Here is a 26,706-nt window from a genome sequence, read left to right as displayed (position 1 = left end):
TCATTATAAAAATAATGGAAGGAGTTCTAACGGGCTTCAAGTGATATCGCCTATTTTATGTCATAATGAATGATATTCATTAACACAGCATCTTAGACACACTTTATAACCAAATAATGAGGAGAGTGGTTGAGTTGCAACGACAAAAAGTAGCAGTGAATGGAGAAAGGTTAAAAAATACGCTTGAACGATTTGCCGAGTATGGACGAACACCTAATAATGGTGTAACCCGCTTAGCGCTGTCAGAAGAAGACCGCTTAGCACGAGACTATTTTTGTTCATGCTGCCGTGATCTTGGAATGGATATTAAAATCGACGATCTTGGATGTATTTACGCCACGCTTGAAGGAGTAGAAGATAAGCCGCCTGTTGTGATTGGCTCACACATGGACAGCGTAAAAAAAGGCGGAAGGTTTGATGGAATCCTCGGTGTAGTTGCAGGATTAGAGTTAGTAAGAACGCTGGTGGAACATAATATTAAGCCGAAGGTGCCGATTACCATTGTTAACTTTACGAATGAAGAAGGAGCGCGTTTTGAGCCTTCCATGATGGCTTCAGGTATTTTATCGGGCAAATTTCAAAAAGACGTTATGATGAAGAAGATGGATGTTGACGGCGTGACGTTTGAGCAAGCCCTTCAATCATGCGGATATGAAGGCGATACGAGTAACCGTCTTACTGAAGCATCGGCATTTGTGGAATTACATATTGAGCAAGGTCCTATTTTAGAAAGAGAAGCCAAATCGATCGGTGTAGTCGAGTGCGTGCTCGGAATGGTATGCTATGAAATTGAAGTTACGGGGGAGTCAGATCACGCCGGGACGACGCCGATGGACATGCGGAAAGACGCGCTTTTTGCAACTAATAACCTGATTGCTGAAGCTCGTCATGAGCTCGGCAGATTAGATTCAAATTTAGTCTATACAATGGGCCGTATGAATGTACTGCCTAATATTCATACCGTTATTCCAAATAAAGTTATTTTTTCGCTTGAAGCGAGACATACGGATGAAGATGTCATTGCATCTGTGGAAAAAATTATTCAATTACTGCCTGATCAAGCGGAGTTGTTAGAAGGCTGCGAAGTGCGGGTGACCAAGCTTTGGGGTCGCGATACCGTGTGGTTTGATAAAACGGTTTGCGATGAAGTGGAAGAGTCGGTTCGTTCGCTTGGGTATTCCTACAAGCGAATGGTAAGCGGAGCTGGACATGATGCCCAGTTTTTAGCTAGCTATATTCCGACCGCTATGATTTTTATTCCGAGCGTAAACGGAAAAAGTCATTGTGAAGAAGAGTTCACTCCTTGGGAAGAATGTGAAAAAGGTGTAAATGTACTTTTAGAAACAGTGATCAAGTTAGCTCAGAAGTAATGAGATAAAAGAGTAAACCTGCGGAGGTTTGCTCTTTTTTAGTGCTTAGAAAGACTGCGAACTATCGCATTGAACTTTTGGTTTATTATGGATACAATAAATGAGAAGCATGCGGATGGATGTGAAAAAAGGATGTGAAAAAAAGTGAGATGTTCTCACTTACAGAAATGAAAATTACTATTATTATTGCAGATGATAATTCGTTTATTCGAGAAGGAATGAAAATTATACTAAATACATACGAGGAATTCAACGTTGTCGCTACTTTAAAAGATGGTCAGGAAGCCGTTCAATATTGCAAGAATCATTCTGTCGATATTGCATTGTTAGATGTAAGAATGCCTGTTATGGACGGTGTAGAGGCTACAAAGCTTATTTCAGAGTCAACGAAAGCAAAGCCGCTTATTTTAACTACGTTTGATGACGATGAATATATAATTGATGCCGTAAAAAACGGAGCTAAAGGCTACTTGTTAAAAAATACAGAACCAGAGCGCATTCGAGACGCAATCAAAAGCGTGTTCAACGGACATACGGTTCTTCAAGATGTTGTGCTAGATAAGATTAAATCAAGTTTAAACGCTGCAACTAAGCGCGAGTCAAAAGCGGATATGACACAGTTTACAGAGCGCGAAACGAGCATTATGACGCTGATTGCCAAGGGGCTTTCAAATAAAGAAATTTCTAAAACACTTTTTATTTCAGAAGGTACCGTAGCAAACTATATTAGTTCGATTTTAAGTAAAACGGGACTTGAGCATCGCACTCAAATTGCTATTTACTATTTAACCGGTAAAGGGAAGTAGGGCTATGGAAGTCGGATTAATGATGACTAAGCTCATCCTTATACTGTTTTTGGCTATTACGTATATTCAGTCTAATTATGTCCACTCGATTTCAGCTATTGTGTTAGCACTGCTTCTTTACAGCTGTGTTAATATTGCAGCGTCCATTGTGAAAAAGAGCGCGTTCAAGCGTATGTTTATTGTTAGTTCAATTGTCCTTATTCTATATTGTGCGTATAAACTTCATCCTTTGTTTTTTCTTCTTTTGCCGCTAAACCTTTGTGAGCTTATTGGAGAATCAGTCGTGAAAAAATGGATGGTGCTGCTGGTTGTTTTGCTTCCAATGCTGCTTGTTCCCTCTGACATTAGCGCACTGTATGTGTTAGTCGCTGCGTTTACTTTCTTTATTTATACAGGAGCAGCTCTCTATCAAAAGCGGACAATCAATTATGAACAAAAGCTCGATGAAATGAGAGTAAGTATGCAAAAGCTGCAAAAGCACGTGAATGAAAATAAAGAGTATGTGAGACAGTCTCAATATGCTTCAAAATTAGAAGAGCGAAATCGATTATCGCAGGAAATTCATGATAAGATTGGTCATTCAATGACAGGAGCGCTTATTCAAATGGAGGCAGCAAAGCATGTAATGAAGCAAGATGAAGAAAAAGCGCTGTCTCTTCTTCAAAATGCAATTACAATTTCGAAAGAAGGCATTGAAGAAATCAGGTTAACGTTAAAAAGTATAAAGCCTCCCGCTGAGCAAATAGGAATCAGCAGGCTTAAATTATTTATTGGTGAATTTGAGGCTAAACATAGTATTGCAATGCCTCTTGTATACAAAGGGAATTTGGATCTTATCACCCCTCTTCAGTGGAAAATTATCCATGAAAATATAACGGAAGCTATTACGAATGCATTAAAATATGCAGAAGCAACGATGATTGCCATTGAGCTTCATGTACTAAATAAAATGGTTAAAGTAGAAGTCAAAGACAATGGAAAAGGGGCTCACTTGTTTCAAAAAGGCCTTGGCATAGCAGGAATGGAAGAGCGAGCGGCTTCCATTAACGGAACGGTGATCGTTGACGGGGCAAACGGGTTTTCTGTTACCACACTGCTGCCGATAGGTGAGAAACTTCATACATAAATAATGAGATTTCTCATGGAGAAAAGGTGAACTTATGCACTGACGTAAGTTTGCCTTTTTTTCATAAAATAAGGATATACCAACACACTAGAGGTGAAATGATGAACGTATTATCAATTCAAAAGTTAACAAAGAAATTTGGAGATTTTATTGCGGTAGATAATTTGTCTTTACAAGTAGAGGAAGGAGATATATTCGGCTTTTTAGGAACAAACGGAGCAGGAAAAAGCACAACGATTCATATGGTAGCTAGTCTGCTTCAAAGCAACAGCGGCGATATTGAAGTACTTGGGAAAAATATAAAGAAACACCGAAATTTCGCAAAGATGAACATTGGAATTGTTCCGCAGGACTTAGCGATTTATGAAGATTTGACAGCCTATGAAAATGTGAAGTTTTTTGCAGGTCTCTACGGATTAAGAGGGTCACTTCTTAACGAACGAGTCGAAGAAGCTTTAGCGTTTGTAGGGCTTTTAGATAAACAAAAGGCGTATCCGAAAAGCTTTTCAGGAGGAATGAAAAGAAGGTTAAATATCGCATGTGCAATTGCTCATCGCCCCAAGCTTATCATTATGGATGAACCGACGGTTGGCATTGATCCTCAGTCCCGGAATTATATTTTAACATCTGTAAAAAAGCTAAATGAAATGGGAAGCACAATCATTTATACGAGTCACTATATGGAAGAAGTAGAAGAGGTATGTACAAAGATTGCGATTATTGATCACGGCAAAATTATTGCTGAAGGAACAAAAGAGCAGCTGAAAGCTATTATCACTGATACAAAAGATATTTGGATTGAAGTAAAAGAAGCGGACGATATAGATTGCAGCGGTCTAAAAGAAATTCCAGGCGTAACAGCCGTTACGTATGAAGATGGAATCATTAAAATTAATTCAAGCGCCGAAGTGAATAACTTGAACAAAGTCATTCATTATTTAATGACGCATCATATCGAAATTAAAGCAGTTAAAGAACAAGCCCCTAATTTAGAGACGGTCTTTCTTACGCTGACAGGGCGCAGTTTAAGAGATATATAAAGGAAAGGAGGAATAACGAATGAATATTATTGCAATTGCTTTGAAAGAAATGAAAAGTGATCTGCGAGATAAGCGTGCATTTATCTTTATGATTCTCTTTCCGCTGGCTCTCGTCCTTATTTTAGGAACAGCTTTGTCTCAAGCCTTTAATAACGATATGAAGATAGACGACAGTTATGTTCTCTATAAAATCAACACAAGTAATGAAGAATCTGCTGCTTTTAAGCAGTTTGCTGCCCATGCAGAAAAATCGGGCATTCACTTTAAAGCGCTGAAAAAAAATCAGGATGGAAAAAAAGAAGTAAAAGAACAGCGCTATACAGCTTATGTAGAAGTGAAAGACGGAGACATTCATCTCTACGGAAATGAAGAAAACAGCATTGAATTCAACATGGTCCAAGGTATGTTAAGCACTTTTGTGGATAAGTACAATGTGGCTATGGAAGTGGCCAAAGTAAACCCTCAGCAAGTGGATAATCTGCTCCGTGCGTCTAAGCATGACTATATTCAAGAAACATCTCTTCATTCTCAAAAACAGCCAAATTCAATAGACTACTACGCCATTTCAATGACAACTATGATTGTTTTGTACGGATCTATCTCAGCGAGTTATTTAATTAGAGGAGAGCGTATGCGAAATACAGCTAGTCGATTAGTAGCCGCGCCGGTTAAAACCGCTGAAATTTTTGTCGGAAAAATTTTAGGCACTGTTTTGGTTCACTCCATTTGTGTGTTAGTCGTCATTATGTCGACTAAATATTTTTTTGATGCCAACTGGGGAGATCATTTACTCTTAGTACTCGTAATGTTAGTATCTCAGATTCTTTTTGCCATTAGCTTTGGATTAGGAGTTAGCTACCTTACGAAGACGGAAGCGGCGTCAAGAGCAATTATTATGGTTGTTATTCAAGTGTCGTGTATTGTGGGAGGAACCTATTTTCAAAATGGATCTGGAGAGGGATTCGTCAATGTATCACCTTTAACCTGGATGAATAATGGACTTATTAAATTGATTTATACAAATGATATGGGCGCTTCTCTTTCAGTTATCGGGTTGAACGTAGGCTTCTCTATTTTATTCCTGGGCATAGCAATTGTGCTTTTGAGAAAAAGAGAGGGGTTATAACATGAAAAATATCATGTGGCTTGTCACAAATATGCTAAGAAATATGCTGCTTAGAAACAAAAGGACGCTTGTGCTTGTTATTGGTTTGCCTATTGCAGGGGTTTTAATGTCCGTTCTTATTTATGGAAATGCAGGAGGGACTTCGGTGAATATCGGAGTTGTCAATCACGACTCAACGGATATTACAAAAGATACCGTTCAGTTTTTAAAAGGACTGCATAAAACAAATGTTAAAATGCTCACTGACAAAGAAGTGGATCATGAGATTACGTCAAAGAAAGTTGATGCGGTTATTACCTTTGAAAAAGGGTTTTCTGACAGCGTCAAAGCGAACAAACCAGATCATATTACAATCACTTCAATAAAAGGAGCAGAAGTAACGAGCTTTATTAAGTCTTATTTGTATCAATATATTGACAATATTTCTTCGCTGAATCAAGCTGCTGAAGGCGACGATGCGGCTTTTAAACAAATGTATGAGAATTATCAAAAAGCGCCATTCCACGTCTCAACGCATGCCCTTGAAGACAAAGGAACCGATCAAAACATTGTCAAGCAGACAATTGGATATTTAATCATGTTTATGCTTTTTTCTGCGGTGAATTTATCGGCTCTTATCACAAAAGAAAAAGAGCAGCGAACGTATTTTAGACTGTTAGCTTCGCCAGTTAGCGCAAGGCAATACGTGATATCCAATGTTATTACAAATATGATTTTATTAACTCTGCAAGTAATGATTACACTTGTTTGTATTACGACTCTTTTTCACGTAGATATGAACATTCCCGTATGGCAGCTGTTTTTCATTTTAGTTTTGTTTGGTCTAGTAGCCATCGGCTTGTCTCTTGTAATTATCGCTTTTACAGAAAGTTCAAAAGCAGCGAATGGTCTTCAGACGCTTATCATCACGCCAACTTGTTTACTGTCCGGCTGCTTTTTCCCGCCTGAATTTATGCCGGATGTGATGCAGAAAATAGCCGACTTTCTTCCTCAAACGTGGGTATTAAGTACGTTAAAAAGTGTTCAACAAGGAGCTGATTTAAGCAGCCTATGGTTAAATATTAGCATTTTACTAGCTTTTGCGCTTGTTTTTTTCCTGCTGTCTATTTATAAATTAAATCGAAATAATACTGTTCAAAAGTTTATTTAAATGGTAAAGTCAGAGAATACCTCTGGCTTTTTTTGTAATTTTTAAAAAGTTACAAAAAAAGATTGAAAAATATAAGATGAAATTTTAGAATGAAAGAGGAAAGGGGTATACAAAAAGAGAATAAATAGGGGAGAAAAACGAAGTTCATGTTGGTTTTTTGCGCAAACAAATGAAATCGCTTACATAAGTCAGCATGAAAATACGGAAGGAGAGATTGTCAGCGAGATAACAAAGGGGGAAAAACAGTGGGAATTTATGAACTACTTGTACCACGCACGGTTTTATATGGAGAAGGATCATTTTCTAAAATTGGAGAACAGGCTGCACTGCTTGGGACAAAGGCATTGCTTATAAGTGATGACGTTATGGTGAAAGCAGGCAATGTAGAAACTTGCCGTCGTTACTTAGCAGAGACTGGCATGGACTGTGCTGTGTATACAGGCGTAAATTCAGAGCCGACAGATATTCATCTAGATGAAGCGCTTGTTATATGTAAAACGGAGCAGTGCGATGTGGTTATTGCCTTAGGGGGAGGCAGCTGTATCGATACTGGAAAAGCGGTTGCCATTATGATGACAAATGAAGGGCATCTACGAACGTATTTTCAAAATCAACAAGATTTTCAAGATAGTCCGCTTCCTTTGGTTGCCGTGCCTACAACTGCTGGAACAGGCTCAGAAGTGACGAAAGCGACGGTTATTACAGACACGGCGTACGATGTGAAAATGATGCTCGCAAGACCTCAATTATTGCCTGATACAGCCATTGTTGATCCGTTATTAACTCTATCATGTCCGAAACATGTAACGGCAGCTACAGGAATTGATGCACTCAGTCATGCAGTGGAAGCGTATTTGTCTAAAAAAGCACATCCTTTTACAGATTCACTTGCGCTTCAAGCAATTGAGTTAATCATGAAAAATATCCGTCTTGTGTATAGAAATGGAGAAAATGTTCAAGCAAGAAACGAAATGGCCTATGCATCTATGCTGGCAGGAATGGCGTTTTCAAATTCATCTGTTGCGCTAGTGCACGGTATGTCAAGACCTATTGGCGCGTTATTCCATGTGCCGCACGGTATTTCTAATGCGATGCTCCTGCCTGCGGTTTTGGACTATACAAAAGAGGCTTCAATCGATCGTTTAGGTGAAATAGGACAAGCTCTTTTTCCGAACGTATCATATACAAAAAAAGAGGGAGCAGATGTGTTAATTGAAGCCATCAAGCAGCTTTGTATCGACTTAGAGATTCCTAATCTTCAATCGTGGGGCATTGATCGCCAGCTGTTTTACGCGGCGGTTGAGAAAATGGCAGCGGATGCGATTCAAAGCGGAAGTCCTGCTAACCATCCTGTTGTACCGACGGCAGAAGAAATTATCCAGCTGTATTACACGTGCTATGAATATGAGTTTAAGTCTGCACTTTATAAAAAATAAGATAAATTCAAAACAAATTGAATGAGGGATGAAAGGGGAAACGTTATGGATTTGCTGATTATTTTGCTATCTCTGGGGCTTTTAATGCTGGTTGCTTACCGCGGATTTTCAGTTATTTTGTTTGCTCCACTTTGTGCGCTGCTAGCCGTTATTTTAACGGAACCAAGCTATGCACTCCCGTTTTTCTCAAACGTTTTTATGGAGAAAATGGTTGGGTTTATTAAAAACTACTTCCCTGTCTTTCTATTAGGAGCAGTCTTCGGGAAGATGGTAGAAATGTCTGGAGTCGCTGAATCGATTGCGAAAACAATTGTTAAAGTAGTAGGAGCTAAACGCGCCATCTTGGCTATTGTTTTAATGGGAGCAATCTTAACCTACAGCGGCGTAAGTTTATTCGTTGTTGCGTTTGCAGTTTATCCGTTTGCGGCTAACTTATTCCGCGAAGCGAATATTCCAAAACGATTAGTACCGGGAACGATTGCATTAGGAGCTATTTCGTTTACCATGGATGCACTTCCGGGTACACCGCAAATTCAAAACGTTATCCCAACGACTTTTTTTAAAACAGACATCTATGCTGCTCCGACACTGGGGATTATCGGATCGGTTATTGTCTTTAGCTTAGGTCTTTGGTATTTAGAAAGCCGAAGCAAAAAAGCAAGAAAAGCTGGAGAAGGCTACTACGGGTTTAATAATGAACTAGCGGCTGCTGCAGAGCTAGAAAAAGAGTCTGTACCTTCTACAGAACCTAAATATGAACCTAGCGTAGCAAGACAGATTCTTGCATTTGTTCCGCTTGTGCTTGTAGGGGTGGCAAACAAATTTTTTACTGTTTCTATTCCAAAATGGTACCCAGACGGTTTTGATTTTGCCAAAATTGGCCTTGAAGCGTTCGGGAAAGTAGATTTAACCGCAGTTGTTGGTATTTGGTCAGTGGAGTTGGCACTTGTTATTGGAATTATCACAACGATTGCGTATGACTGGAAGAGAGTGACCACCGGTTTCCAAGCTGGTCTTAACGCAAGTATTGGCGGAGCGCTTCTCGCTGCGATGAACACGGGAGCTGAGTATGGCTTTGGAGGCGTCATTTCATCTCTTCCTGGCTTTGCAGCCGTTCGTGATGGTATTTCACATACCTTTACAAATCCGCTTGTCAATGGAGCCGTTACGACAAACATTTTAGCCGGTATTACAGGCTCTGCTTCTGGAGGTATGGGAATTGCGCTTAGTGCGATGGGAGATAAGTATGTAGAAGCTATTAATCAGTACAACATTCCTCCTGAAGTTATGCACAGAGTTGTAGCGATGGCATCAGGCGGTATGGATACGCTTCCTCATAACGGAGCTGTTATTACTCTGCTTGCTATTACCGGGTTAACCCACAAGCAGTCTTACCGAGATATTTTTGCCATCACTGTTATAAAAACGCTTGCATGTTTCTTAATCATTGGAATCTACAGCTTAACTGGACTCGTATAACAAATAAAGAGGCTGAATTTAATTGAAGAAAAATCCGAACGATGAATCGTTCGGATTTTTTTATGGTTGTGGTGAACATAGATTTCATGTATATAGGTGTATTAGCGGTTGATTGGAGCGGAGCCTTGCACGGAAATCAGCAGCGGTTTCACAAGGAATCTTTATCTCCTTTGTTCGTCTATAGGTTGCAGTGATTTAGCTGTATATCAAGCTTTTTGCTTTAAAACAGATTCTTTGACTTTCTAAACTGTAAGTATTATGATTACACTACTTTCTGCAGTTACATTAATTCTTAGCATGTTTATGAAGAAAGGAGAATGACTGTGAAGCTATTTGAAGGAAATTTAAAAGTAGGCGACTGGGTCAAAGGAAAGTCTCGCAACGGTGAACTTATATACGGATATATTAAAATGATTGATCCATCTAAAAAAGCAGCACTAATCAACGTTGTAAAAAGTGATGATGAAAAAATGGTCGGCACAACCATTGGCATGATGGATGAAAAAATAGAGAAGCTGCCCCTTCAAAAAACGGCGCACGAAGAGCAGATTCTTTCATTGATTGATCTTGCGCTGTTAACGAAAGACAAGGCTTGGTTTAGTGAATTAACAGCTGAATTAAAAAAATCACAAGATAAAAAGCAAGGCTGACATTCCTGATAAGGAATGAAGGCCCTGCTTTTTTTATTATTCATAGGGGAAAAGCAGGAATGGAAAGCAGCTTGCGAGAAGAAGTAAGTGATGACATTAAGAAGGAAAAGGTGATAAAAGATGAGTAAACGTGTCTTAATTTTAACAGGAGATGCCGTGGAAGCTTTAGAAGTTTTTTATCCGTATTATCGCTGTTTAGAAGAAGGTATTCAGTGTACCATTGCTTCTCCCGTGAAAAAGAAGCTTCAAACGGTTGTTCATGATTTCCTTCCAGAGATGGAAACATTCACAGAGAAAATGGGATATAAAATTGATTCTCACGCTTCTGTCGATGAAGTGGATCCCGCCGATTATGATGGACTTATTATTCCTGGAGGACGGGCGCCTGAATACATTCGAATGAACACAAAAGTTCAGGAAATTGCTGCGCATTTTTTAAAAGAAAATAAACCTTTAGGCGTTATTTGTCATGGTCAGCTCGTGTTAACGACGGTTAGAGAGTATCTGCAGGACAGAGAAGTGACAGCGTATCCTGCTTGCCGACCGGAAGTAGAAGCGGCGGGTGCTGTATTTGTAGAACAGACGCTTCATATAGACAGAAACCTAGTAACCGGGCAAGCTTGGCCGGATTTACCTAAATTTATGAAAGAGTTTTTTAACGTGCTAAAAAAAGCTGAAAAAGTGAACGCATAATAAAAAAAGAGGGCTGAGAGAAAACCATTCTTTCAGCTCTTTTAATTGATGATAGGTGAGGTGTAAACAACGTGCAGCTAGTGTCTGAACTGTCGAAGAAAATTATAAAAGAAGTACAGCTTGTGATGAAAGAACATGTAATTGTAACGGATATACGCGGAATTATTATTGCGTCTACAGAAGAAAAGCGGGTTGGTTTTTTTCATGAAGGCGCGTGGAACGTGATGCAAAAAAAGGAAAAACTATATATCTCCAAAAAAGAAGCAGCAGATTTAAAAGGAGTTAAGCCAGGAATTAATTTGCCTATCAGTTATCAAGGAGACATTATTGGCGTTATTGGTATTACAGGTATGCCAGAAGCTGTTGAGCCTTTTGCAGACATTATTCGAAGATTAACAGAGCTAATTATTCGCGAGGCATACTACATAGAAACAAAGGAATGGGAAAATAAAGGAGTAGAAGCTTTTTTTCGTGAATGGATTTATAGCCAGCAAGTAGATGCAGAATTTATTGAACGAGGCCATATTTTAGGAGTACAAGTAGACAGCTCTTATTGCTGCACGCTGTTTCAAATTGATTCATCTCTTTCGAAAAAGAAGCAGCAGCACGTACAAGAAATGATTCGCTACTGGTTTGAAAGTCATAAAGCTGAAGGAGATTATATTGCAAATTGGGGATACGATCGCTTGCTTTTACTTAAAGAGGCTGTAGGTGAAAAGGCAAGGCGAGGATTTAAAGAAGAATTAATAAAATGTCAGCAGTATATTCAAGCAAACAACCAAGTTATGATCACTATTGGTGTAGGAAAGCCAGCGGAGCAATTTAATTTGCATGCTTCATATGAAGAAGCGAAAAAAGCGCTTAAAGTGGCTTCAAAACGTCAAACCGTTGTTTTTTATGAGGAGCTGCTGATGGACATGATTTTAGAAGACGTTTCTGAACCTGTAAAAAAGGAATTCTTGAGTCGAGTGCTTTCTTCCATTCAAAAAGAAAAAGAGCTTCTCGAAACGCTGAAATGCTATTTAGCCAACGATCAATCGTTGAAAAAAACGGCGTTTGATTTACATATTCATATTAATACGCTTCATTACCGCTTGAAGCAAATGAAAGAACTAACAGACATTGATCCAAAAAGCGTAAAGGGTATCACGCTTTTTTACCTTGCGCTGTCTCTATTAGAGTAAGTGCGCCCTTCGTTAGATAAACATACAAAAAATGAGTTTTTAAAGCGCTTTTTTTTAGTTTTTTATCCATAGTCCCTCGTGGCTTCTGCAACTATAATAAGATTAAGAGATATATAAGGAGGAACGTTATGCTTAATGAACGAACAAAAGCAAAGCTCATTGAAGTTGTAGGATCAGCCAACTTTCAAGATAGCAGTGAAGCAAGACTCGTGTACTCTTATGACGCAACACCTAACTTTCAGTCGCTTCCTGATGCGGTTATTATGCCTGAAAACAAAGATCAAGTGAAAAGAATTTTAACGATATGCAACGAAGATCATGTTCCTATTGTGCCAAGAGGTTCAGGTACAAATTTAAGCGCAGGAACGTGTCCAACGCAAGGCGGAATTGTTCTTACATTTAACCGAATGAATAAAATTTTGGAAATTGATGAAGAAAATTTAACCGCTACCGTGCAGCCAGGTGTTATCACGTTAGACTTAGTTAACGCCGTAGAAGCAAAAGGTTTATTTTACCCTCCTGATCCAAGCTCTATGAAAATATCAACCATCGGAGGGAACATCAATGAATGTTCAGGAGGGTTACGAGGCTTAAAATACGGCGTAACAAAAGATTACGTTCTTGGTCTTGAAGTAGTTCTCGCAAACGGTGACTGTATTAAGACGGGAGGCAAGCTGGCTAAAGATGTAGCTGGCTACGATTTAACGAACTTGTTTGTTGGGTCTGAGGGAACGCTTGGCGTCGTGACAGAAGCGATTTTAAAGCTCATTCCAATACCTGAAACAAAACAAACTCTGCTCGCGCTGTTTGAAGACATGGACGCAGCCGCTAAGACGGTTTCAGCTATTATCGCCAATAAGATTATTCCAGCTACGCTTGAATTTTTAGATCAGCCGACGTGTGAAGTAGTAGAAGATTTTGCGCAAGTTGGGCTACCAACAGATGTAAACGCTGTCTTATTGATTGAACAAGACGGTCCGCCGGAAGTAGTGACTCGCGATATTGAAATGATTTCCCGTATCTGCAGCGAAGGAAATGCTGTATCTGTAAAAGTAGCAGCTTCACAAGCAGAAGCAGAAGCGTTAAGTACAGCAAGAAGATCAGCTCTTTCTGCTTTAGCGCGAATGAAGCCAACGACCATTTTAGAAGACGCAACCGTCCCGCGGTCTAAAATTAGTGAAATGGTCAAAGCGATTAATGAAATTGCTGTAAAATATAACGTTAAGATCTGTACGTTTGGTCATGCGGGAGACGGAAATCTGCATCCGACTTGTTTAACAGATGCGCGTGACGAAGAAGAGCTTCACCGCGTCGAACAAGCTTTTGAAGCGATTTTTCATAAAGCCATTGAGCTTGGAGGAACGATTACAGGTGAACACGGAGTTGGAGAAATGAAAGCACCGTATTTAGCGCTGAAGATGGGAGGAGAAGGAGTAGCTGCGATGAAAGCAATTAAGTATGCTTTGGACCCGCAAGGAATTATGAATCCAGGGAAAATTTTTGCTAAAGACACGAGAAAAAGAGTGGTGGTTCGTTCATGACGGCAACAAAAGACATTCAGCAAGCGTTCAAAGAACGGTTAGATTATGACGAGTTAATGAATTGTATGAGATGCGGTTTTTGTTTGCCAAGCTGTCCGACGTATGGACAAACGAATCAATATGAAGCAGCGTCACCGCGCGGAAGAATTGCTTTGATGAAAGGAGTTGTAGACGGACTTATTGAACCTGATGAAGCTGTTGAAAAGCAATTGAATCTTTGTCTTGGCTGCCGAGCGTGTGAGCCTGTTTGTCCTTCGGGTGTGAAGTACGGACACTTATTAGAAGAAGCGCGTGATATTATTCAGCAGAAAAAAAGGCATAAATGGCCAGTAAAAGCGCTCAGGCATATGGTGTTTGAACAGCTTTTCCCGCATAAAGAACGATTAAAAAATGTACATTCTCTGCTTGCTTTCTACCAAAGAAGCGGCTTGCAAAAAGCTGTTCAAAAAACAAATATACTAAATGTCCTGCCCGGTAATTTAGCACAAATGGAAAAAACGCTTCCGCCTGTGCTAACAAAAAAAGAAATGAAGAAACGTCCTTTTTTATTTGAAGCAGAAGGAACAAGAGAGCGTACGGTTGCTTTTTTTACAGGGTGTTTAATGGATACGATGTTTATGGAAACAAACAACGCGACGATTGCACTTTTACAAAAAGCGGGGTGTAAGGTCGTTATACCAGAAGTGCAGACGTGCTGTGGCGCACTGCATGCGCATGGAGGAGAAAAAGATCAGGCAAAGAAGTTAGCGAAGCAAAATATTATGGCGTTTGAATCCATTCAAGCGGATGATATTGTTCTTAATGCAGGAGGCTGCGGTGCGCTGTTGGTAGAATACGATCATTTATTAAAAGAGGAACCCGAATGGAAAGAAAGAGCAGCTGCTTTTTCTGCCAAAGTCAAAGATTTTTCAGAGATTTTATTGCAGCAGCAGTTTGTGGAAAAACAAAAGTTATCGCTTCCAAGTCAAATTATTACGTATCAAGACTCGTGTCATTTAAGAAACGTGATGAAAACGTCCAGCGCACCGAGAAAACTGATCCAAGCGATTAACGGAACGGTGTTTAATGAAATGGAAAATGCGGATCATTGCTGTGGCTCAGCTGGTATTTATAACTTAACGGAACAAGAGATGTCTATGCAAATTTTAGATTATAAAATGGAAAAAGTGAAAGAAGCCCATGCACATACGATTGTAACAGCAAACCCGGGCTGTCTCATTCAAATGAAGCTAGGGGTAGTTAGAGAAGGAGTAGAAGAAAGTGTAAGGGCCGTTCATCTTGCAGATTTACTTCTTGAAGCAGTAGAAAGCAAATAAAAAGGCCGGACGTGTCCGGCCTTTTTATTATTTGAACAGCTGAGAAACAATTTCGTACGAACGAAGGCGAGCTTTGTGATCGTAAATTTGAGCGTTAATCATCAGTTCATCTGCTTCTGTTTCTTCAATAAACTGTTCAAGCTTGACTTTAATCGTCTCAGGACTTCCGACAATAGAAGAGCCCAGCTGCTGTTGGAGAGAAGCTTTTTCAAAGTCAGTCCATAGTTCATCCATATTATCCACAGGAGCTTTTAGTTTACCCGGTGTGTTTCGAATTAAATTTAGAAACTGCTGCTGCATAGAAGTAGCCAAACGTTCAGCTTCTCTATCTGTATCAGCAGCGATTACGTTTACACCTAACATTGCATATGGTTTGTCTAACACGTCGGACGGCTTAAAATAACGGCGATACATGTTCAGAGCTGTCATTGTATTATTAGGTGAAAAGTGACTTGCAAATGAAAATGGCAAACCTAGCTGTGCAGAAAGCTGTGCGCTAAAACCGCTTGAGCCAAGCAGCCAAATCGGAATATTTAAACCTTGACCGGGAACAGCTTTAACGCGCATCTGACTTTCTGAAGCCGGTTTAAAGTATTCTTGCAGTTCAGTTAGCTGTTCTGGGAAGTCACTGCCGTCGCTTCTGCGGTCGCGTCGCAGCGCCTGTGCTGTCAGCTGATCCGTCCCTGGCGCTCTTCCTAAGCCTAAATCAATACGTCCTGGAAATAGTGATTCAAGCGTGCCAAAATGCTCAGCAATAACAAGCGGAGAATGGTTAGGAAGCATAATACCTCCAGAGCCTACGCGAATGCGTGACGTGCCTGCAGCTACATGACCAATTACAACAGATGTAGCGGAGCTTGCGATACCTGTCATATTATGATGTTCAGCTAGCCAGTAGCGGTTATACCCCCATTTTTCAGCGTGCTGAGCTAAATCTAATGTATTTCTAAGTGAGTCAGATACAGTTCCTCCTTCAACTACAGGAGAAAGATCCAGTACGGAAATCGGAATATCTTTTAATGCTTTACTCATCAATTTCATCTTCTTTCTTTAAAGACTTCATAGGCCTTGTTATTTCAATGGAATACAAGTATTTTAACAATAATCTTTCGAGTTCCAAAATATTTTGCTTCGATTATTTTCCTTTATGTTATTGTTCTTTATTTACACAAGCTTTTGAGAAACAAAAAGCTTGTACGGTATAAGGCAGAAGCCGCCTCTTTCTATAAAAAGCTGTCATATTTTATAGTAGAAGGGAGGATGAATATGGTTACTTTAAATGAACTAAAAAGCAAGCAGTACGATATGATATACAGTTTAGGCTATAACTGTTTTCCAGGGATATACATGAAAAAATATGCTTTGCGAAAACAAGCCGGCGTGATTGATTGGTGTATTAGCATTTCTCTTTCTCATGTCAATCAGCTGTTGAAAAACCGCTGTAAAGACTTATTTTTATATGAACATTTAACCTATGTTAGTTCTTTCGGAGACGGTTCCACCCTTAGACTGCGTGATAAGGTGTATCAAATTGATTCTGCTCATGATTTTCCGTCGTCTATCAATACAGAAGATAACTGGCTTTCGTACAGTGAAGTCAAAGAAAAGTATGAGCGGAGAACGGAGCGGTTTTTAACGTCGATGGAGACCAGTTCTTGTATATTGTTTATTCGTATGGGTGGAACGTATGAAGAAGCGAAAGAATTAGAGCATATTTTAAAGCGAATGGTCAAAAACGATTTCTATATACTGCTGCTGACAAACAGTGAAAAAGAACTTTTGTCCGAAGCTAACTGGGACTTGCCTTACACGTGTGTCTTATATGCACCTATTTTTTCAATGGACGTGCTGCGCGATGATAAAGTATGGGAAGAGCTCTTCAGCGGGCTTGTTATAAAATAAAAGAAACTCTTTTTGTTTAATACGGGAATGAGAAAGCTTGTTTTTTTCATAGACTTTGTTATATCTGTGTATCAAAGGAGATGAAAAGATGGAGTCCAATGTGCGGAAGGCGATAAAGGAAATTGTATGGCTGCTGCTAGAACAAGACCAGCGCTGGAACGAGTATTTAGCACAGCTGGATGATTTGAAAATACAAGTGGATTTGAATAGTTCCGCATATCAAGTTCTCAGAAAGATGACGGGTAATTACGAAGTGCTGCTTGAACATATGGATCTCATTCAGCAGTTTGAAAATCATTCTAAAAGTGAAACAGCGCTGAATGACCTAGTTACCATCGTCATGAAGCACTATTCGTTAAAAAATTCATAAACCTGCTTTGTGCAGGTTTATGGAGTTTCATCTATCAATGGAATTGGGTAAAGATAATCGTTTATAATAAGTACATATGGTAATGAAAGGGTGATCGATATGGAAGAGAAACAAGAAATTGTACCCGTTCGTACAGAGGAAACAGCCAAATATTATTCGGAAGAAAAATTTTGGGACAAGCTTAAAAAGTTTGGTAAAAAAGCGGGAGCAAACGTTGTTTATGCCGTACTGCTTTTATACTACACGCTGCAAAAACCTGATATTCCCCCAAAAGCAAAAGCAGTCATTATAGGAGCGTTAGGTTATTTTATTCTTCCTTTAGATTTAATTCCAGACTTTGCAGCAGGAGTGGGATTTACAGATGATTTAGGAGCTCTAGGGCTTGCATTGATTCAAGTTGCCATGTACATTGATGAAGGTGTTAAACTGAAAGCAAAAGAAAAAATTAAAACGTGGTTTTCAGAAGAACACAATTTTTCCATTATTGATGCTAAAATAAAGTAACGTTATGATCGAAATGTCATTATTAAATAAAGTGAGCAAAAGAAGGTGATAGATGAATCATCTTCTTTTTAACCGATAATACATAGGTCTTTGTGACTATTTTAATCCGTTTTATGTAAAAAAAGCAGGATTAAAATATTTTTTTCATTAAAATTTTAATCAATGTAATTGAATAATTGTCCTACAAATGTTAAGTTAAAACATGTTCATAAATTCGTCACAGAAAGCAATATACAAATAAGTAAGATAGTTTGTAAAAACTTTGTGAAATTATGGAACTTTTTAACTGAGAGTTTCAAACTCTTAGAGATTCTTCCTCATCAATCAGAAGTCGCTTTCTTTCGTCACAAGATTAAGCATCTTTCATTTGAAGGTGTTTTTTTTCAGCCTGAGTAAGCCAACAACATGATTGTATGACAAGTTTTTACTAAGGTTGTAGAGTTACTGTATTGTATGACAAGTTTTATGTGATTTGATGTTGATTAAATGAACAGTTTCGAAGTAAATAAATGATTGCAGAAAAACAAAGTCCATGCGTTTTCATGAACCATTATACGTTACTTCATATTTGTAGAGATGTTTAGCAAAAGGGGAGATGAATGGCCTGACGTAAACAATATCCATAGACAAGCCTTAGAAAATAATTATCTTTCTAAGAAAGCAAATTTATATGATTGATTCTAATCTAAACAATGGAGTGTTCAAAAATGGAAATTAGTCAAATCTTTATTATTTTAACCCCAATCTTTTTTGTTATTTTGCTAGGTTATTTAGCAGGGTATTTTAAAAAGTTTGATGCAACAACATCTAAAGGGTTAAATACGCTTGTAACAAAATTTGCGTTACCTGCACATCTATTCGTTGGTATTACAACAACATCAAAACAAACGCTTATTGAAAAATGGCCGTTTTTATTAGCATTAGTTCTTGGTATTATTGGATTTTATGTTCTTTTCTTACTTGTTGCAAAATATGTATTCAAATACTCACTAACAGGCGCGTCTATGTTCTCTTTAAACTCTACGCAGCCAACGTTTGCATTTATGGGTATTCCCGTATTAGGTAGCTTGTTTGGCGCGGATGTAGTAGCAATTCCAATCGCTATTACGGGTATCGTAGTAAATGCGATGCTTGATCCTTTAGCAACTATTATTGGTACGGTTGGACAACGCGAAAGAAGTGAAGGAGATTCTGAAGAAAGCTTATTTAAAGTAACGATTAAATCAATCTTACATGGTCTTTCTGAACCATTAGCTTGTGTTCCGTTAATCGCAGTAGTATTAGTATTATGTGGGTTCCAATCTCCAGATTTACTATCAAGCAGCTTAGACCAAATCGGTTCAATTACATCTGGTGCGGCGCTATTCGCAGTTGGGGTAACAATTGGTATCCGTAAAATTCAATTTAGCCCAGCAGCATTTGGTATTGCGATTTTAAAAGTGGCTATTCAGCCGCTTGTAATGTTAGGAATTGCAACAGCAATGGGTCTATCATCAGCTGACATCGTAAAATTAGTTTTATTAGTAGCGTTCCCAGGTTCAGCTGTAGCAGCAATGATTTCAGTGCGCTTTGACAGCCTAGCTGGTGAAACAGCTTCAGCATTCGTACTTAGTGCCATTATGTCACTTGTTACATTACCGCTATTAATTTCTTGGTTAATGTAGTCACATATATCAATATAAAATAAAAAAGGCTTTGCTATTTTAGCAAAGCCTTTTTTTGTGTATCTATACTTAAAAAAGCTTTAAAAATTCTTGAGCGATTTTGGGAAGATAACTATCGGTACGCCACGTAACTAAAGGCTCAATTACAAATGGATTGTCTTCTATGTTTAAAATTTTAATATGTTCTAGCGAAAAAGAAGATAGCATCGAATAAGGAACAATAGCAGCACCAAGGCCACGACATACTAAATTAAGAAGCATAGCTGAGTCATGGCATTCGCATAAAATATTAGGTGCTATATCCATCTTTTCAAATTCTTTTATAATGCGATTGTATATGCTTATTTCTCGATTTGAACGAAGAAGAATAAGAGGGAGAGAAGCAATTTCGGCTACTGAAATCTTTTCTTCTGCATAACCGCTTTCTTTCGGCACCGCTACAACAAAGATATCTGGTGCAAGTGTTTTTGTTTTGACATGTTGATAAGGTAAGTCTGTAGTAGTGACCGCTACATCAATTTTTCCTTCCGTCAATAATTCGTTTAAATGAGCAGGTTCGTTTTCATAGATATTAAATGTACTGTTTGGATACTGTTTTTGAATAAGAGTTAGCTTATCGAGAACGGTTGATGCACAGTAGATTGTACATCCTACTTCAAGCTTTTCATTTGTTACGTTTTTGCATTCCTGTACTTCCAATACTGATTTTTCGACCCTTTGCACAATGTCTTTCGCTCGTTTTAAAAAAAGCTCTCCTTCTACCGTTAACAATAAGCGCTTGTTATTGTTTCGTTCAAAAAGCAAAAGGCCTAGCTCATTTTCGAGCTGCTTTAGCTGTCTGCTTAGAGGAGGCTGAGCCATGTGCAGACGCTTCGCCGCTTTGGTCACATTTAATTCTTCAGCTATGACAATAAAATAATGCAACTGTCTTAATTCCACTGTATTCAACTCCATACTTTAAAGGTATTATTATATACTTTATCAATATTTTAATTGTATGGAAAATAAGTGTAAAGTTAAATGTGTAACCAGAACAGAGAGGAGGAAGGGAAATGAAAATAGCTGTAGGAATAACGGGAGCCACGGGAGCTATTTTAGGTATTCGAATTTTAGAGCTGTTAAAGAAGGCTTCTGTTGAAACGCATTTAGTCATGTCGCCTTGGGCTCATGCCACAATTAAGCTGGAAACATCCTATAGCGTTCAGCAAGTAGAAGCGCTAGCAGATTATTGTTATTCATATCAAGACCAAGCAGCAAAAATTTCGAGCGGCTCTTTTCGTATAGATGGAATGATTGTTAGTCCTTGCAGTATGAAAACATTAGCATCTATTCGAATGGGACTAGCAGATAACTTAATAGCGAGAACGGCAGATGTGATGTTAAAAGAGAGAAAGCCACTTGTGCTACTTCCTCGCGAAACGCCTTTAAATACGATTCATTTAGAAAACATGCTGGATCTTTCAAAAATGGGAGCTATCCTGGTGCCGCCTATGCCGGCTTTTTATAACAAACCTAAGACGATCGACGATATTGTCACACATATTGCTGTTCGAACGTTAGATCAGTTGGGAATTGAGCTTCCTGAAGCAAAAAGATGGCAAGGAATTAAACATTTATCACAAGGAGGAAAATAAAAATGGCTTATAAAGACTTTAGAGATTTCCTTGATACGCTACATAAAGAAGGGCAGCTGCTGACGATTACTGATGAAGTGCAGCCTGATCCTGATTTGGGTTCAGCAGGTCAAGCCATCAGTAATTTAGGAGATCAAACGCCGGGATTATTGTTTACTAATATTTATGGATATCACAATGCAAAGGTAGCTCTAAACGTAATGGGTTCCTGGTCAAATCACGCGTTAATGATGGGGCTGCCTAAATCGACTCCTGTAAAAGAACAGTTCTTTGAGTTTGCTCGGAGATATGAAAAATTTCCTGTCAAAGTGAAAAGAGAAGAGACAGCGCCGTTTCATGAGTGTGAAATAACAGACGATATTAACTTATTCGATCTTTTGCCGTTGTTTCGCTTAAATCAAGGAGACGGAGGCTATTATCTAGATAAAGCGTGTGTTATTTCTCGTGATCAGCATGATAAGGAGAACTTCGGTAAACAAAATGTAGGGATATACCGTATGCAGGTCAAAGGGAAAGATCGTCTAGGCATTCAGCCCGTGCCACAGCATGATATTGCCATTCATTTAAAACAAGCCGAAGAAAAAGGTGAAAACCTCCCTGTATCAATTGCTTTAGGATGTGAACCTGCGATTGTTACAGCAGCCGCTACGCCGCTTCATTACGATCAATCTGAGTATGAAATGGCAGGAGCTATTCAAGGTGAGCCGTACAGAATTGTGAAGTCTCAGCTTTCTGATTTAGATGTACCTTGGGGAGCAGAAGTGATTTTAGAGGGAGAAATTTTAGCTGGTGAACGTGAATATGAAGGTCCTTTTGGCGAATTTACAGGTCATTACTCAGGCGGCAGAAGCATGCCTGTTATCAAAATCAATCATGTATACCATCGCAAAGATCCTATTTTTGAAAGTTTATATATCGGTATGCCTTGGACAGAAACAGATTATTTAATTGGAATTAATACAAGCGTTCCTTTATATCAGCAGCTAAAAGAAGCATATCCTGAAGAGATTGAAGCTGTGAATGCGATGTATACTCATGGTCTCGTTGCTATCATTTCAACGAAAAGCCGATACGGAGGATTTGCTAAGGCGGTTGGTATGAGGGCATTGACTACGCCGCATGGATTAGGATATTGCAAGCTAGTTATTTTAGTAGACGAAGATGTGGATCCGTTTAATTTACCGCAAGTCATGTGGGCGCTATCAACAAAAATGCACCCAAAACACGATGTTATAACAGTGCCTAATCTTTCAGTTCTGCCACTTGATCCAGGATCTGAGCCGGCTGGTATTACAGATAAAATGATTTTGGATGCTACAACACCAGTTGCACCGGAAACAAGAGGCCACTATTCTCAGCCTTTAGATACACCACTTGAAACTGAAAAATGGGAAAAAATCTTAACGAATATGATGCAAAAATAAACAAGGAGGAATCGACATGCATACTTGTCCAAGATGTGAAGCCAAACAAGCGAACTTAGTATCTAAATCACCAGTTGAAGGAGCCTGGGAGATTTACTTATGCAACGTGTGTTTGTTTACCTGGCGTTCTTCTGAACCTGAGACCATCACCAATCCTGAAAAATACCCTCGACCATTTAAAGTCAATCCAAAAGACGTACCGCTGGCAACGCACGTGCCTCCTGTGCCACCTCGATCTTAATAAGCAAAGGTGGTAAGTAAAATGAATAAAGCAGAGCTGCCAAAAGCCGTGCGCGTATTTTTAAATGGAAAAGACTTAGAAAGGAAACAGCATGATGCAATGCTGCTATCTACAGTGACATCCGAGGGTTTTCCTCATGTAGCCATGATTAGCGCAGGAGAGCTGGTAGCTATTAGCTCTTCACGCGTCAAGCTGTTAGTATGGAAAGATACAACCTCTTCAACAAACATGATACAGAATCATAGGGCAACCGTTACATTAGTTGTTGAAGGAAAAGCTTATTACATTAAATTTTGGCTAAAAAAAGAAGCTCCTGTGTTATCAGGCTATGAGCTATTTACGGGAGAAGTAGCCGCTGTTAAAGAAGATTACGCAAAATATGCAGTTTTAACATCAGGAATTCAATTTCAGCTTCATGATTCCAAAGAGGTACTGAGCCGCTGGAAGCAATCAATTGAGGCTGTTCTTTCTACTGAAAAAACCGATTCTTAAAAATAAGAATCGGTTTTTTAGCTGTAATGAAATTTTTTTAAATAGCATGCTAGCTGAACTTTTAATAGGTGTTCACTGTTTGTAAATGATATGTTCATTTTTCCTTCAATTTTTTTCAACCGCTGATAGAGTGTATTAACATGAATATGAAGCTGCTTAGCTGTAAGTGAAGCAGAGCGGTTATTATCGAAATACGCTTCTAGCGTTTGCTCTAAAGGTTCATCGTTTGAATGATTGTTCTTAAGAGGGAGAAATACCTCATCAATAAAGGTTTTGACCTCTTCTTTTGATTGATTAATAAATAGTCGGTTAATTCCTATTTCCTCATACAACATGCATCCATCTTGCTGCTGAGACAGCAGGTAAGAGACAGCTTTTTCAGCTTCACTATAACTTTTTCCTATTTGAGTAAAATGAGAATACCGACTTCCAATCCCTGTTTTTACATGACATTCATTGTAGTAACGCCATTTTGAGAGTAAATCTTCTAATTGTTTGATAATAGCATGATGTTTTTCATAAGGGTCAAGCGTAAATACAATGGTTACTTTGGTATCGAATCCGTATACGACCGGTGCTTTTGAGCTGAAAACCGATTTGATGTCAGATACAAGGCGATGAAGGTGTAAGTTTAAGAGCTGCAGGTCCGCTTGTGAACGAATGGTAATGAGAGCGATCAGAATATGCTTTTTTGTATCAATGTTTAGCTCAGCTGCTTTTTGATACAGCAAAGTGGTGTCATAACACGATAAGTATTCACTAAATAATTCATGTGTTCGCTTGTAAAATAAATCGACTAACGTTTGTTTTTTCAGCATTTATATGCGTGAACATATGATAGATGAAGCGCGCGTACACTATGCGATTACAAATAGCGGAGGCATCTCTCCTAATGTTGTTCAAGCAGAAGCGGAAGTGATGTACTTAATTCGTGCTCCGAAACCATCTCAAGTAAAAGAACTTTATGAACGGGTTGTGAAAATTGCAAAGGGAGCGGCTTTAATGACTGAAACACAAATGGAACAGGAAATTCAAGGAGCCTGCGCTAATCTAATTCCAAATCAAACAATGGAGCAGCTGATGCATAAGCAAATGATGCAAATAAATTTGGCTGAAGTGAAACATGAAGAAATAGCTTTTGCCAAAGCTATTTACGAGTCTACATCCGCCGAAGATAAAGAAGCAGCAAAAAAACAAGTGGGTTCACTGCTAGACAGAGCTTTAGCGGATCATCCGGTTTTCAACCAAATTGCTCCTATGTCTAAAAATGTTTCCTTCATGACAGGATCAACTGATGTCGCAGACGTTAGCTGGAATGTTCCCACTGCACAGTGCGTGACTGCAACGTGGGCTTATGCTACGCCGTTTCATACATGGCAAGCTGTTGCTCAAGGGAAAACGGAGTATGCCCACGATGCGATGTTATTGGCTGGAAAAGCCATCGCGGCTACGGCGATTGAAATGATAGAAAATCAAGAGCTGATTAGTCAAGCCAAACAAGAGCTGGAGGATAGACTAGAAGGGGAAAGCTATGAATGTCTTGTGCCTTCACATATACAGCCACCTAATTACTCAGAAAGTGAGCAGGAAAACTATAGCGTGGTATAAAAAACGAGGCGGAAAAAACGTATTTTCGTGTAAGGAAGATCTGAACGATGAATCGTTCGGATTTTTTATTGTTAGGTTGAACGTTGTTAGGTCTCATTTATCCCGTTTGTCGTTTTTAGATTGGATTGATGTAGTTATGGCTCAATCTCTTTTTTGTTTTCATTAAAAATAAATGGTTAAAAATATATCTCTTTGCTGACCCTAACCCTATCTAATTGTTTAGGAAAAGAGGTAAAAAAACATGAGAGCATATAAAATAGAAAAAGGTGGGTCAATTTCAACTTCACTAAAAGGAAAATCAGTTTTATCCACTTCTTATTTAAATAAAGGTTCTGCTTTTACTGAAGAAGAGAGAGAAGAGCTTCATCTGCAGGGACTTCTTCCTCCAACGGTTTTAACGTTAGAAGAACAGGCAAAAAGAGCATATGAGCAGTTCAAAAAAGCGCCAAATGATCTTCAAAAAAATAATTCGTTAAATGATCTGCATAATCGGAACGTTGTCTTATTTTATCGTTTATTAAGCGATCATTTAAGTGAAATGCTTCCCATTATTTATACGCCTACTGTAGGTCAATCCATTCAAGAATACAGCCATGAATACCATCGACCTGACGGACTATATTTATCCGTAAATGAAGCGGATCGGTTAAGTGAGGCGATTGAAAACTTAGGACTCGACGGCGAAGATATTGATTTGCTCGTTGTAACGGATTCAGAAAGTATTCTCGGCATTGGGGACTGGGGTGTGGGAGGGATAAATATTGCCGTTGGAAAGTTAGCGGTCTACACAGCGGCAGCGGGAATTGATCCAAGCCGCGTACTGCCTGTTGTTCTTGACATGGGGACCAATAACAAAAAGCTTCTTGAAGATCCTTTGTACTTAGGAAATCGTCATGAGCGAGTAAAAGGAGAAGACTATAATCGCTTTATTGCTCAATTTGTAAAAGAAATAACGACCAAGTTTCCTAAAGCGCTTCTTCATTGGGAGGATCTTGGGAATATTAACGCGCGTCACATTATGAAAGAATACGGCGATAAAATTTTAACGTTTAATGATGATATTCAAGGAACGGGAGTGATTACTCTTGCAGCCGTTTTAACAGCGGTGCGTATTACAGGAACGCCCCTAAAAGATCAGAGGGTTGTTGTATTTGGACCGGGATCTGCCGGAATCGGGAATGCTGATCGTATTCATAGTGCGATGATGCTTGAAGGGCTATCTGAAGAAGAAGCGTATGATCGTTTTTGGGCATATGATTACAGAGGTCTGTTAACCGAAGATATGGAAGATTTAGCTCCTTTTCAACAGCCGTATGTTCGCCAAAATGAAGAGATTAAAGAATGGGAAAAAGACGATGAAAATAAAATTTCACTGTTGGAGCTTGTCAAGCAAGTGAAGCCGACTATTTTAATTGGAACATCAGGCGTCACGGATGCTTTTACCGAAGAAATTATTAAAGAAATGGCAAAGCATGTAGAGCGTCCGGTGATTATGCCGCTTTCAAACCCAACTAAACTTGCTGAAGCTATTCCAGAAAATATTATAAAATGGACGGAAGGAAAAGCCCTTATTGCAACGGGAAGTCCATTTGAACCCGTTGAATATAACGGGCACACTTATGAAATCGGACAGGCTAATAATGCTTTTGTGTTTCCGGGTCTTGGTTTAGGTGCAATTGTGGTTCGCGCTCAAAAGTTTACTGAATCTATGTTTGCAGAAGCAGCCAATGCAGTAGCGCGTATAGCAGAAACAGACACAAAAGGAGATACGCTTCTTCCCAACATTAAAGATCTTCAAAAAGTATCAAAGGCGGTTGCTGTAGCAGTTGCTGATGCTGCTGTAAAAGATAACGTAGCAACTGTTACCAAGCAAAATGTAACTGAACTTGTAGAAGCAGCGGCATGGCAGCCTGTTTATAAACCGGTTAAGGCAAGAAATGAATGAGGTGA

At 39.0% G+C, this 26,706-nt stretch carries 26 protein-coding genes; 23 read left to right on the top strand and 3 right to left on the bottom strand.

The window, feature by feature from the left end:
• Positions 1 to 134: 134 nt before the first annotated feature.
• From BG04_RS25170 to BG04_RS25110, 13 genes are all read left to right on the top strand, one after another.
• The gene (locus BG04_RS25170; RefSeq protein ID WP_034651483.1) at positions 135 to 1,370 is read left to right on the top strand and encodes a Zn-dependent hydrolase; all 1,236 of its coding nucleotides are present in this window, start codon (positions 135 to 137) and stop codon (positions 1,368 to 1,370) included.
• A 149-nt stretch (positions 1,371 to 1,519) separates the two neighbouring features.
• Entirely contained in the window at positions 1,520 to 2,176 is a 657-nt protein-coding gene (locus tag BG04_RS25165) for a response regulator (RefSeq protein ID WP_211186153.1), read from the top strand.
• A 4-nt stretch (positions 2,177 to 2,180) separates the two neighbouring features.
• Positions 2,181 to 3,302 (top strand): sensor histidine kinase, encoded by a 1,122-nt coding sequence (locus BG04_RS25160; protein WP_034651487.1) that lies wholly within the window; start codon positions 2,181 to 2,183, stop codon positions 3,300 to 3,302.
• A 101-nt stretch (positions 3,303 to 3,403) separates the two neighbouring features.
• Positions 3,404 to 4,342, top strand: coding sequence for an ABC transporter ATP-binding protein (locus tag BG04_RS25155; RefSeq protein ID WP_016764400.1), 939 nt, complete (start codon positions 3,404 to 3,406; stop codon positions 4,340 to 4,342).
• Positions 4,343 to 4,361: 19 nt separating this feature from the next.
• Positions 4,362 to 5,468 (top strand): ABC transporter permease, encoded by a 1,107-nt coding sequence (locus BG04_RS25150; RefSeq protein WP_034651490.1) that lies wholly within the window; start codon positions 4,362 to 4,364, stop codon positions 5,466 to 5,468.
• Between the two features lies 1 nt (position 5,469).
• Positions 5,470 to 6,618 (top strand): ABC transporter permease, encoded by a 1,149-nt coding sequence (locus BG04_RS25145; RefSeq protein ID WP_016764398.1) that lies wholly within the window; start codon positions 5,470 to 5,472, stop codon positions 6,616 to 6,618.
• A 245-nt stretch (positions 6,619 to 6,863) separates the two neighbouring features.
• Positions 6,864 to 8,054, top strand: a complete 1,191-nt coding sequence (locus BG04_RS25140) for an iron-containing alcohol dehydrogenase (RefSeq protein WP_016764397.1) — start codon at positions 6,864 to 6,866, stop codon at positions 8,052 to 8,054.
• Positions 8,055 to 8,099: 45 nt separating this feature from the next.
• Positions 8,100 to 9,533 (top strand): GntP family permease, encoded by a 1,434-nt coding sequence (locus tag BG04_RS25135; protein ID WP_016764396.1) that lies wholly within the window; start codon positions 8,100 to 8,102, stop codon positions 9,531 to 9,533.
• A gap of 323 nt (positions 9,534 to 9,856) precedes the next feature.
• Positions 9,857 to 10,183 (top strand): IDEAL domain-containing protein, encoded by a 327-nt coding sequence (locus tag BG04_RS25130; RefSeq protein ID WP_034651493.1) that lies wholly within the window; start codon positions 9,857 to 9,859, stop codon positions 10,181 to 10,183.
• Between the two features lie 120 nt (positions 10,184 to 10,303).
• The gene (locus tag BG04_RS25125) at positions 10,304 to 10,876 is read left to right on the top strand and encodes a DJ-1/PfpI family protein (protein WP_034651496.1); all 573 of its coding nucleotides are present in this window, start codon (positions 10,304 to 10,306) and stop codon (positions 10,874 to 10,876) included.
• 71 nt (positions 10,877 to 10,947) lie between these two features.
• Complete coding sequence (locus BG04_RS25120) at positions 10,948 to 12,060, top strand: CdaR family transcriptional regulator (RefSeq protein WP_034651498.1); 1,113 nt, start codon at positions 10,948 to 10,950, stop codon at positions 12,058 to 12,060.
• Between the two features lie 128 nt (positions 12,061 to 12,188).
• Entirely contained in the window at positions 12,189 to 13,601 is a 1,413-nt protein-coding gene (glcD, locus tag BG04_RS25115; RefSeq protein WP_034651500.1) for a glycolate oxidase subunit GlcD, read from the top strand.
• Positions 13,598 to 14,917 carry a (Fe-S)-binding protein gene (locus BG04_RS25110; RefSeq protein WP_034651503.1) on the top strand — a complete coding sequence of 440 codons (1,320 nt, stop codon included), beginning with the start codon at positions 13,598 to 13,600 and terminating at the stop codon, positions 14,915 to 14,917. Before glcD ends, BG04_RS25110 begins: the two co-directional genes overlap by 4 nt.
• Before the next feature lie 27 nt (positions 14,918 to 14,944).
• Here BG04_RS25110 and BG04_RS25105 read toward each other — a convergent pair whose 3' ends face one another.
• The gene (locus tag BG04_RS25105) at positions 14,945 to 15,949 is read right to left on the bottom strand and encodes an LLM class flavin-dependent oxidoreductase (RefSeq protein ID WP_034651506.1); all 1,005 of its coding nucleotides are present in this window, start codon (positions 15,947 to 15,949) and stop codon (positions 14,945 to 14,947) included.
• Between the two features lie 234 nt (positions 15,950 to 16,183).
• On the opposite strand from BG04_RS25105, the gene BG04_RS25100 reads away from it, so the two are divergent.
• From BG04_RS25100 to BG04_RS25085, 4 genes are all read left to right on the top strand, one after another.
• The gene (locus BG04_RS25100; RefSeq protein WP_034651509.1) at positions 16,184 to 16,819 is read left to right on the top strand and encodes a DUF1796 family putative cysteine peptidase; all 636 of its coding nucleotides are present in this window, start codon (positions 16,184 to 16,186) and stop codon (positions 16,817 to 16,819) included.
• A gap of 88 nt (positions 16,820 to 16,907) precedes the next feature.
• Complete coding sequence (locus BG04_RS25095) at positions 16,908 to 17,189, top strand: hypothetical protein (protein ID WP_034651511.1); 282 nt, start codon at positions 16,908 to 16,910, stop codon at positions 17,187 to 17,189.
• 99 nt (positions 17,190 to 17,288) lie between these two features.
• The gene (locus tag BG04_RS25090) at positions 17,289 to 17,693 is read left to right on the top strand and encodes a YkvA family protein (RefSeq protein ID WP_013057340.1); all 405 of its coding nucleotides are present in this window, start codon (positions 17,289 to 17,291) and stop codon (positions 17,691 to 17,693) included.
• Between the two features lie 707 nt (positions 17,694 to 18,400).
• A complete protein-coding gene (locus tag BG04_RS25085) occupies positions 18,401 to 19,357 on the top strand; it encodes an AEC family transporter (RefSeq protein ID WP_028408284.1) in 957 nt (318 codons plus the stop codon).
• A gap of 69 nt (positions 19,358 to 19,426) precedes the next feature.
• Here BG04_RS25085 and BG04_RS25080 read toward each other — a convergent pair whose 3' ends face one another.
• On the bottom strand, positions 19,427 to 20,296 hold the full coding sequence (locus BG04_RS25080; protein WP_034651512.1) for a LysR family transcriptional regulator: 870 nt from the start codon (positions 20,294 to 20,296) through the stop codon (positions 19,427 to 19,429).
• 113 nt (positions 20,297 to 20,409) lie between these two features.
• On the opposite strand from BG04_RS25080, the gene BG04_RS25075 reads away from it, so the two are divergent.
• From BG04_RS25075 to BG04_RS25060, 4 genes are read left to right on the top strand one after another with little or no spacing between them, the layout of a single operon-like run.
• Positions 20,410 to 20,991 carry a non-oxidative hydroxyarylic acid decarboxylases subunit B gene (locus BG04_RS25075; protein ID WP_016764386.1) on the top strand — a complete coding sequence of 194 codons (582 nt, stop codon included), beginning with the start codon at positions 20,410 to 20,412 and terminating at the stop codon, positions 20,989 to 20,991.
• A gap of 2 nt (positions 20,992 to 20,993) precedes the next feature.
• Complete coding sequence (locus BG04_RS25070; RefSeq protein WP_016764385.1) at positions 20,994 to 22,415, top strand: non-oxidative hydroxyarylic acid decarboxylases subunit C; 1,422 nt, start codon at positions 20,994 to 20,996, stop codon at positions 22,413 to 22,415.
• A 16-nt stretch (positions 22,416 to 22,431) separates the two neighbouring features.
• Positions 22,432 to 22,656: a non-oxidative hydroxyarylic acid decarboxylases subunit D gene (locus BG04_RS25065; RefSeq protein ID WP_013083432.1), complete on the top strand. Its 225-nt coding sequence runs from the start codon at positions 22,432 to 22,434 to the stop codon at positions 22,654 to 22,656.
• A 21-nt stretch (positions 22,657 to 22,677) separates the two neighbouring features.
• The gene (locus BG04_RS25060) at positions 22,678 to 23,148 is read left to right on the top strand and encodes a hypothetical protein (protein WP_034651515.1); all 471 of its coding nucleotides are present in this window, start codon (positions 22,678 to 22,680) and stop codon (positions 23,146 to 23,148) included.
• A gap of 17 nt (positions 23,149 to 23,165) precedes the next feature.
• Here BG04_RS25060 and BG04_RS25055 read toward each other — a convergent pair whose 3' ends face one another.
• Positions 23,166 to 23,966 carry a PucR family transcriptional regulator gene (locus tag BG04_RS25055; protein WP_034651518.1) on the bottom strand — a complete coding sequence of 267 codons (801 nt, stop codon included), beginning with the start codon at positions 23,964 to 23,966 and terminating at the stop codon, positions 23,166 to 23,168.
• Between the two features lie 16 nt (positions 23,967 to 23,982).
• On the opposite strand from BG04_RS25055, the gene BG04_RS25050 reads away from it, so the two are divergent.
• Together BG04_RS25050 and BG04_RS25045 are read left to right on the top strand one after the other, a co-directional pair.
• Entirely contained in the window at positions 23,983 to 24,756 is a 774-nt protein-coding gene (locus tag BG04_RS25050; protein WP_230586548.1) for a zinc-binding metallopeptidase family protein, read from the top strand.
• Between the two features lie 241 nt (positions 24,757 to 24,997).
• On the top strand, positions 24,998 to 26,701 hold the full coding sequence (locus BG04_RS25045) for an NAD-dependent malic enzyme (protein ID WP_034651521.1): 1,704 nt from the start codon (positions 24,998 to 25,000) through the stop codon (positions 26,699 to 26,701).
• Positions 26,702 to 26,706 lie beyond the last annotated feature (5 nt).

The sequence above is a fragment of the Priestia megaterium NBRC 15308 = ATCC 14581 genome (assembly GCF_000832985.1).
Taxonomy (GTDB): domain Bacteria; phylum Bacillota; class Bacilli; order Bacillales; family Bacillaceae_H; genus Priestia; species Priestia megaterium.
This window is presented reverse-complemented; position numbering and strand designations above follow the sequence as displayed.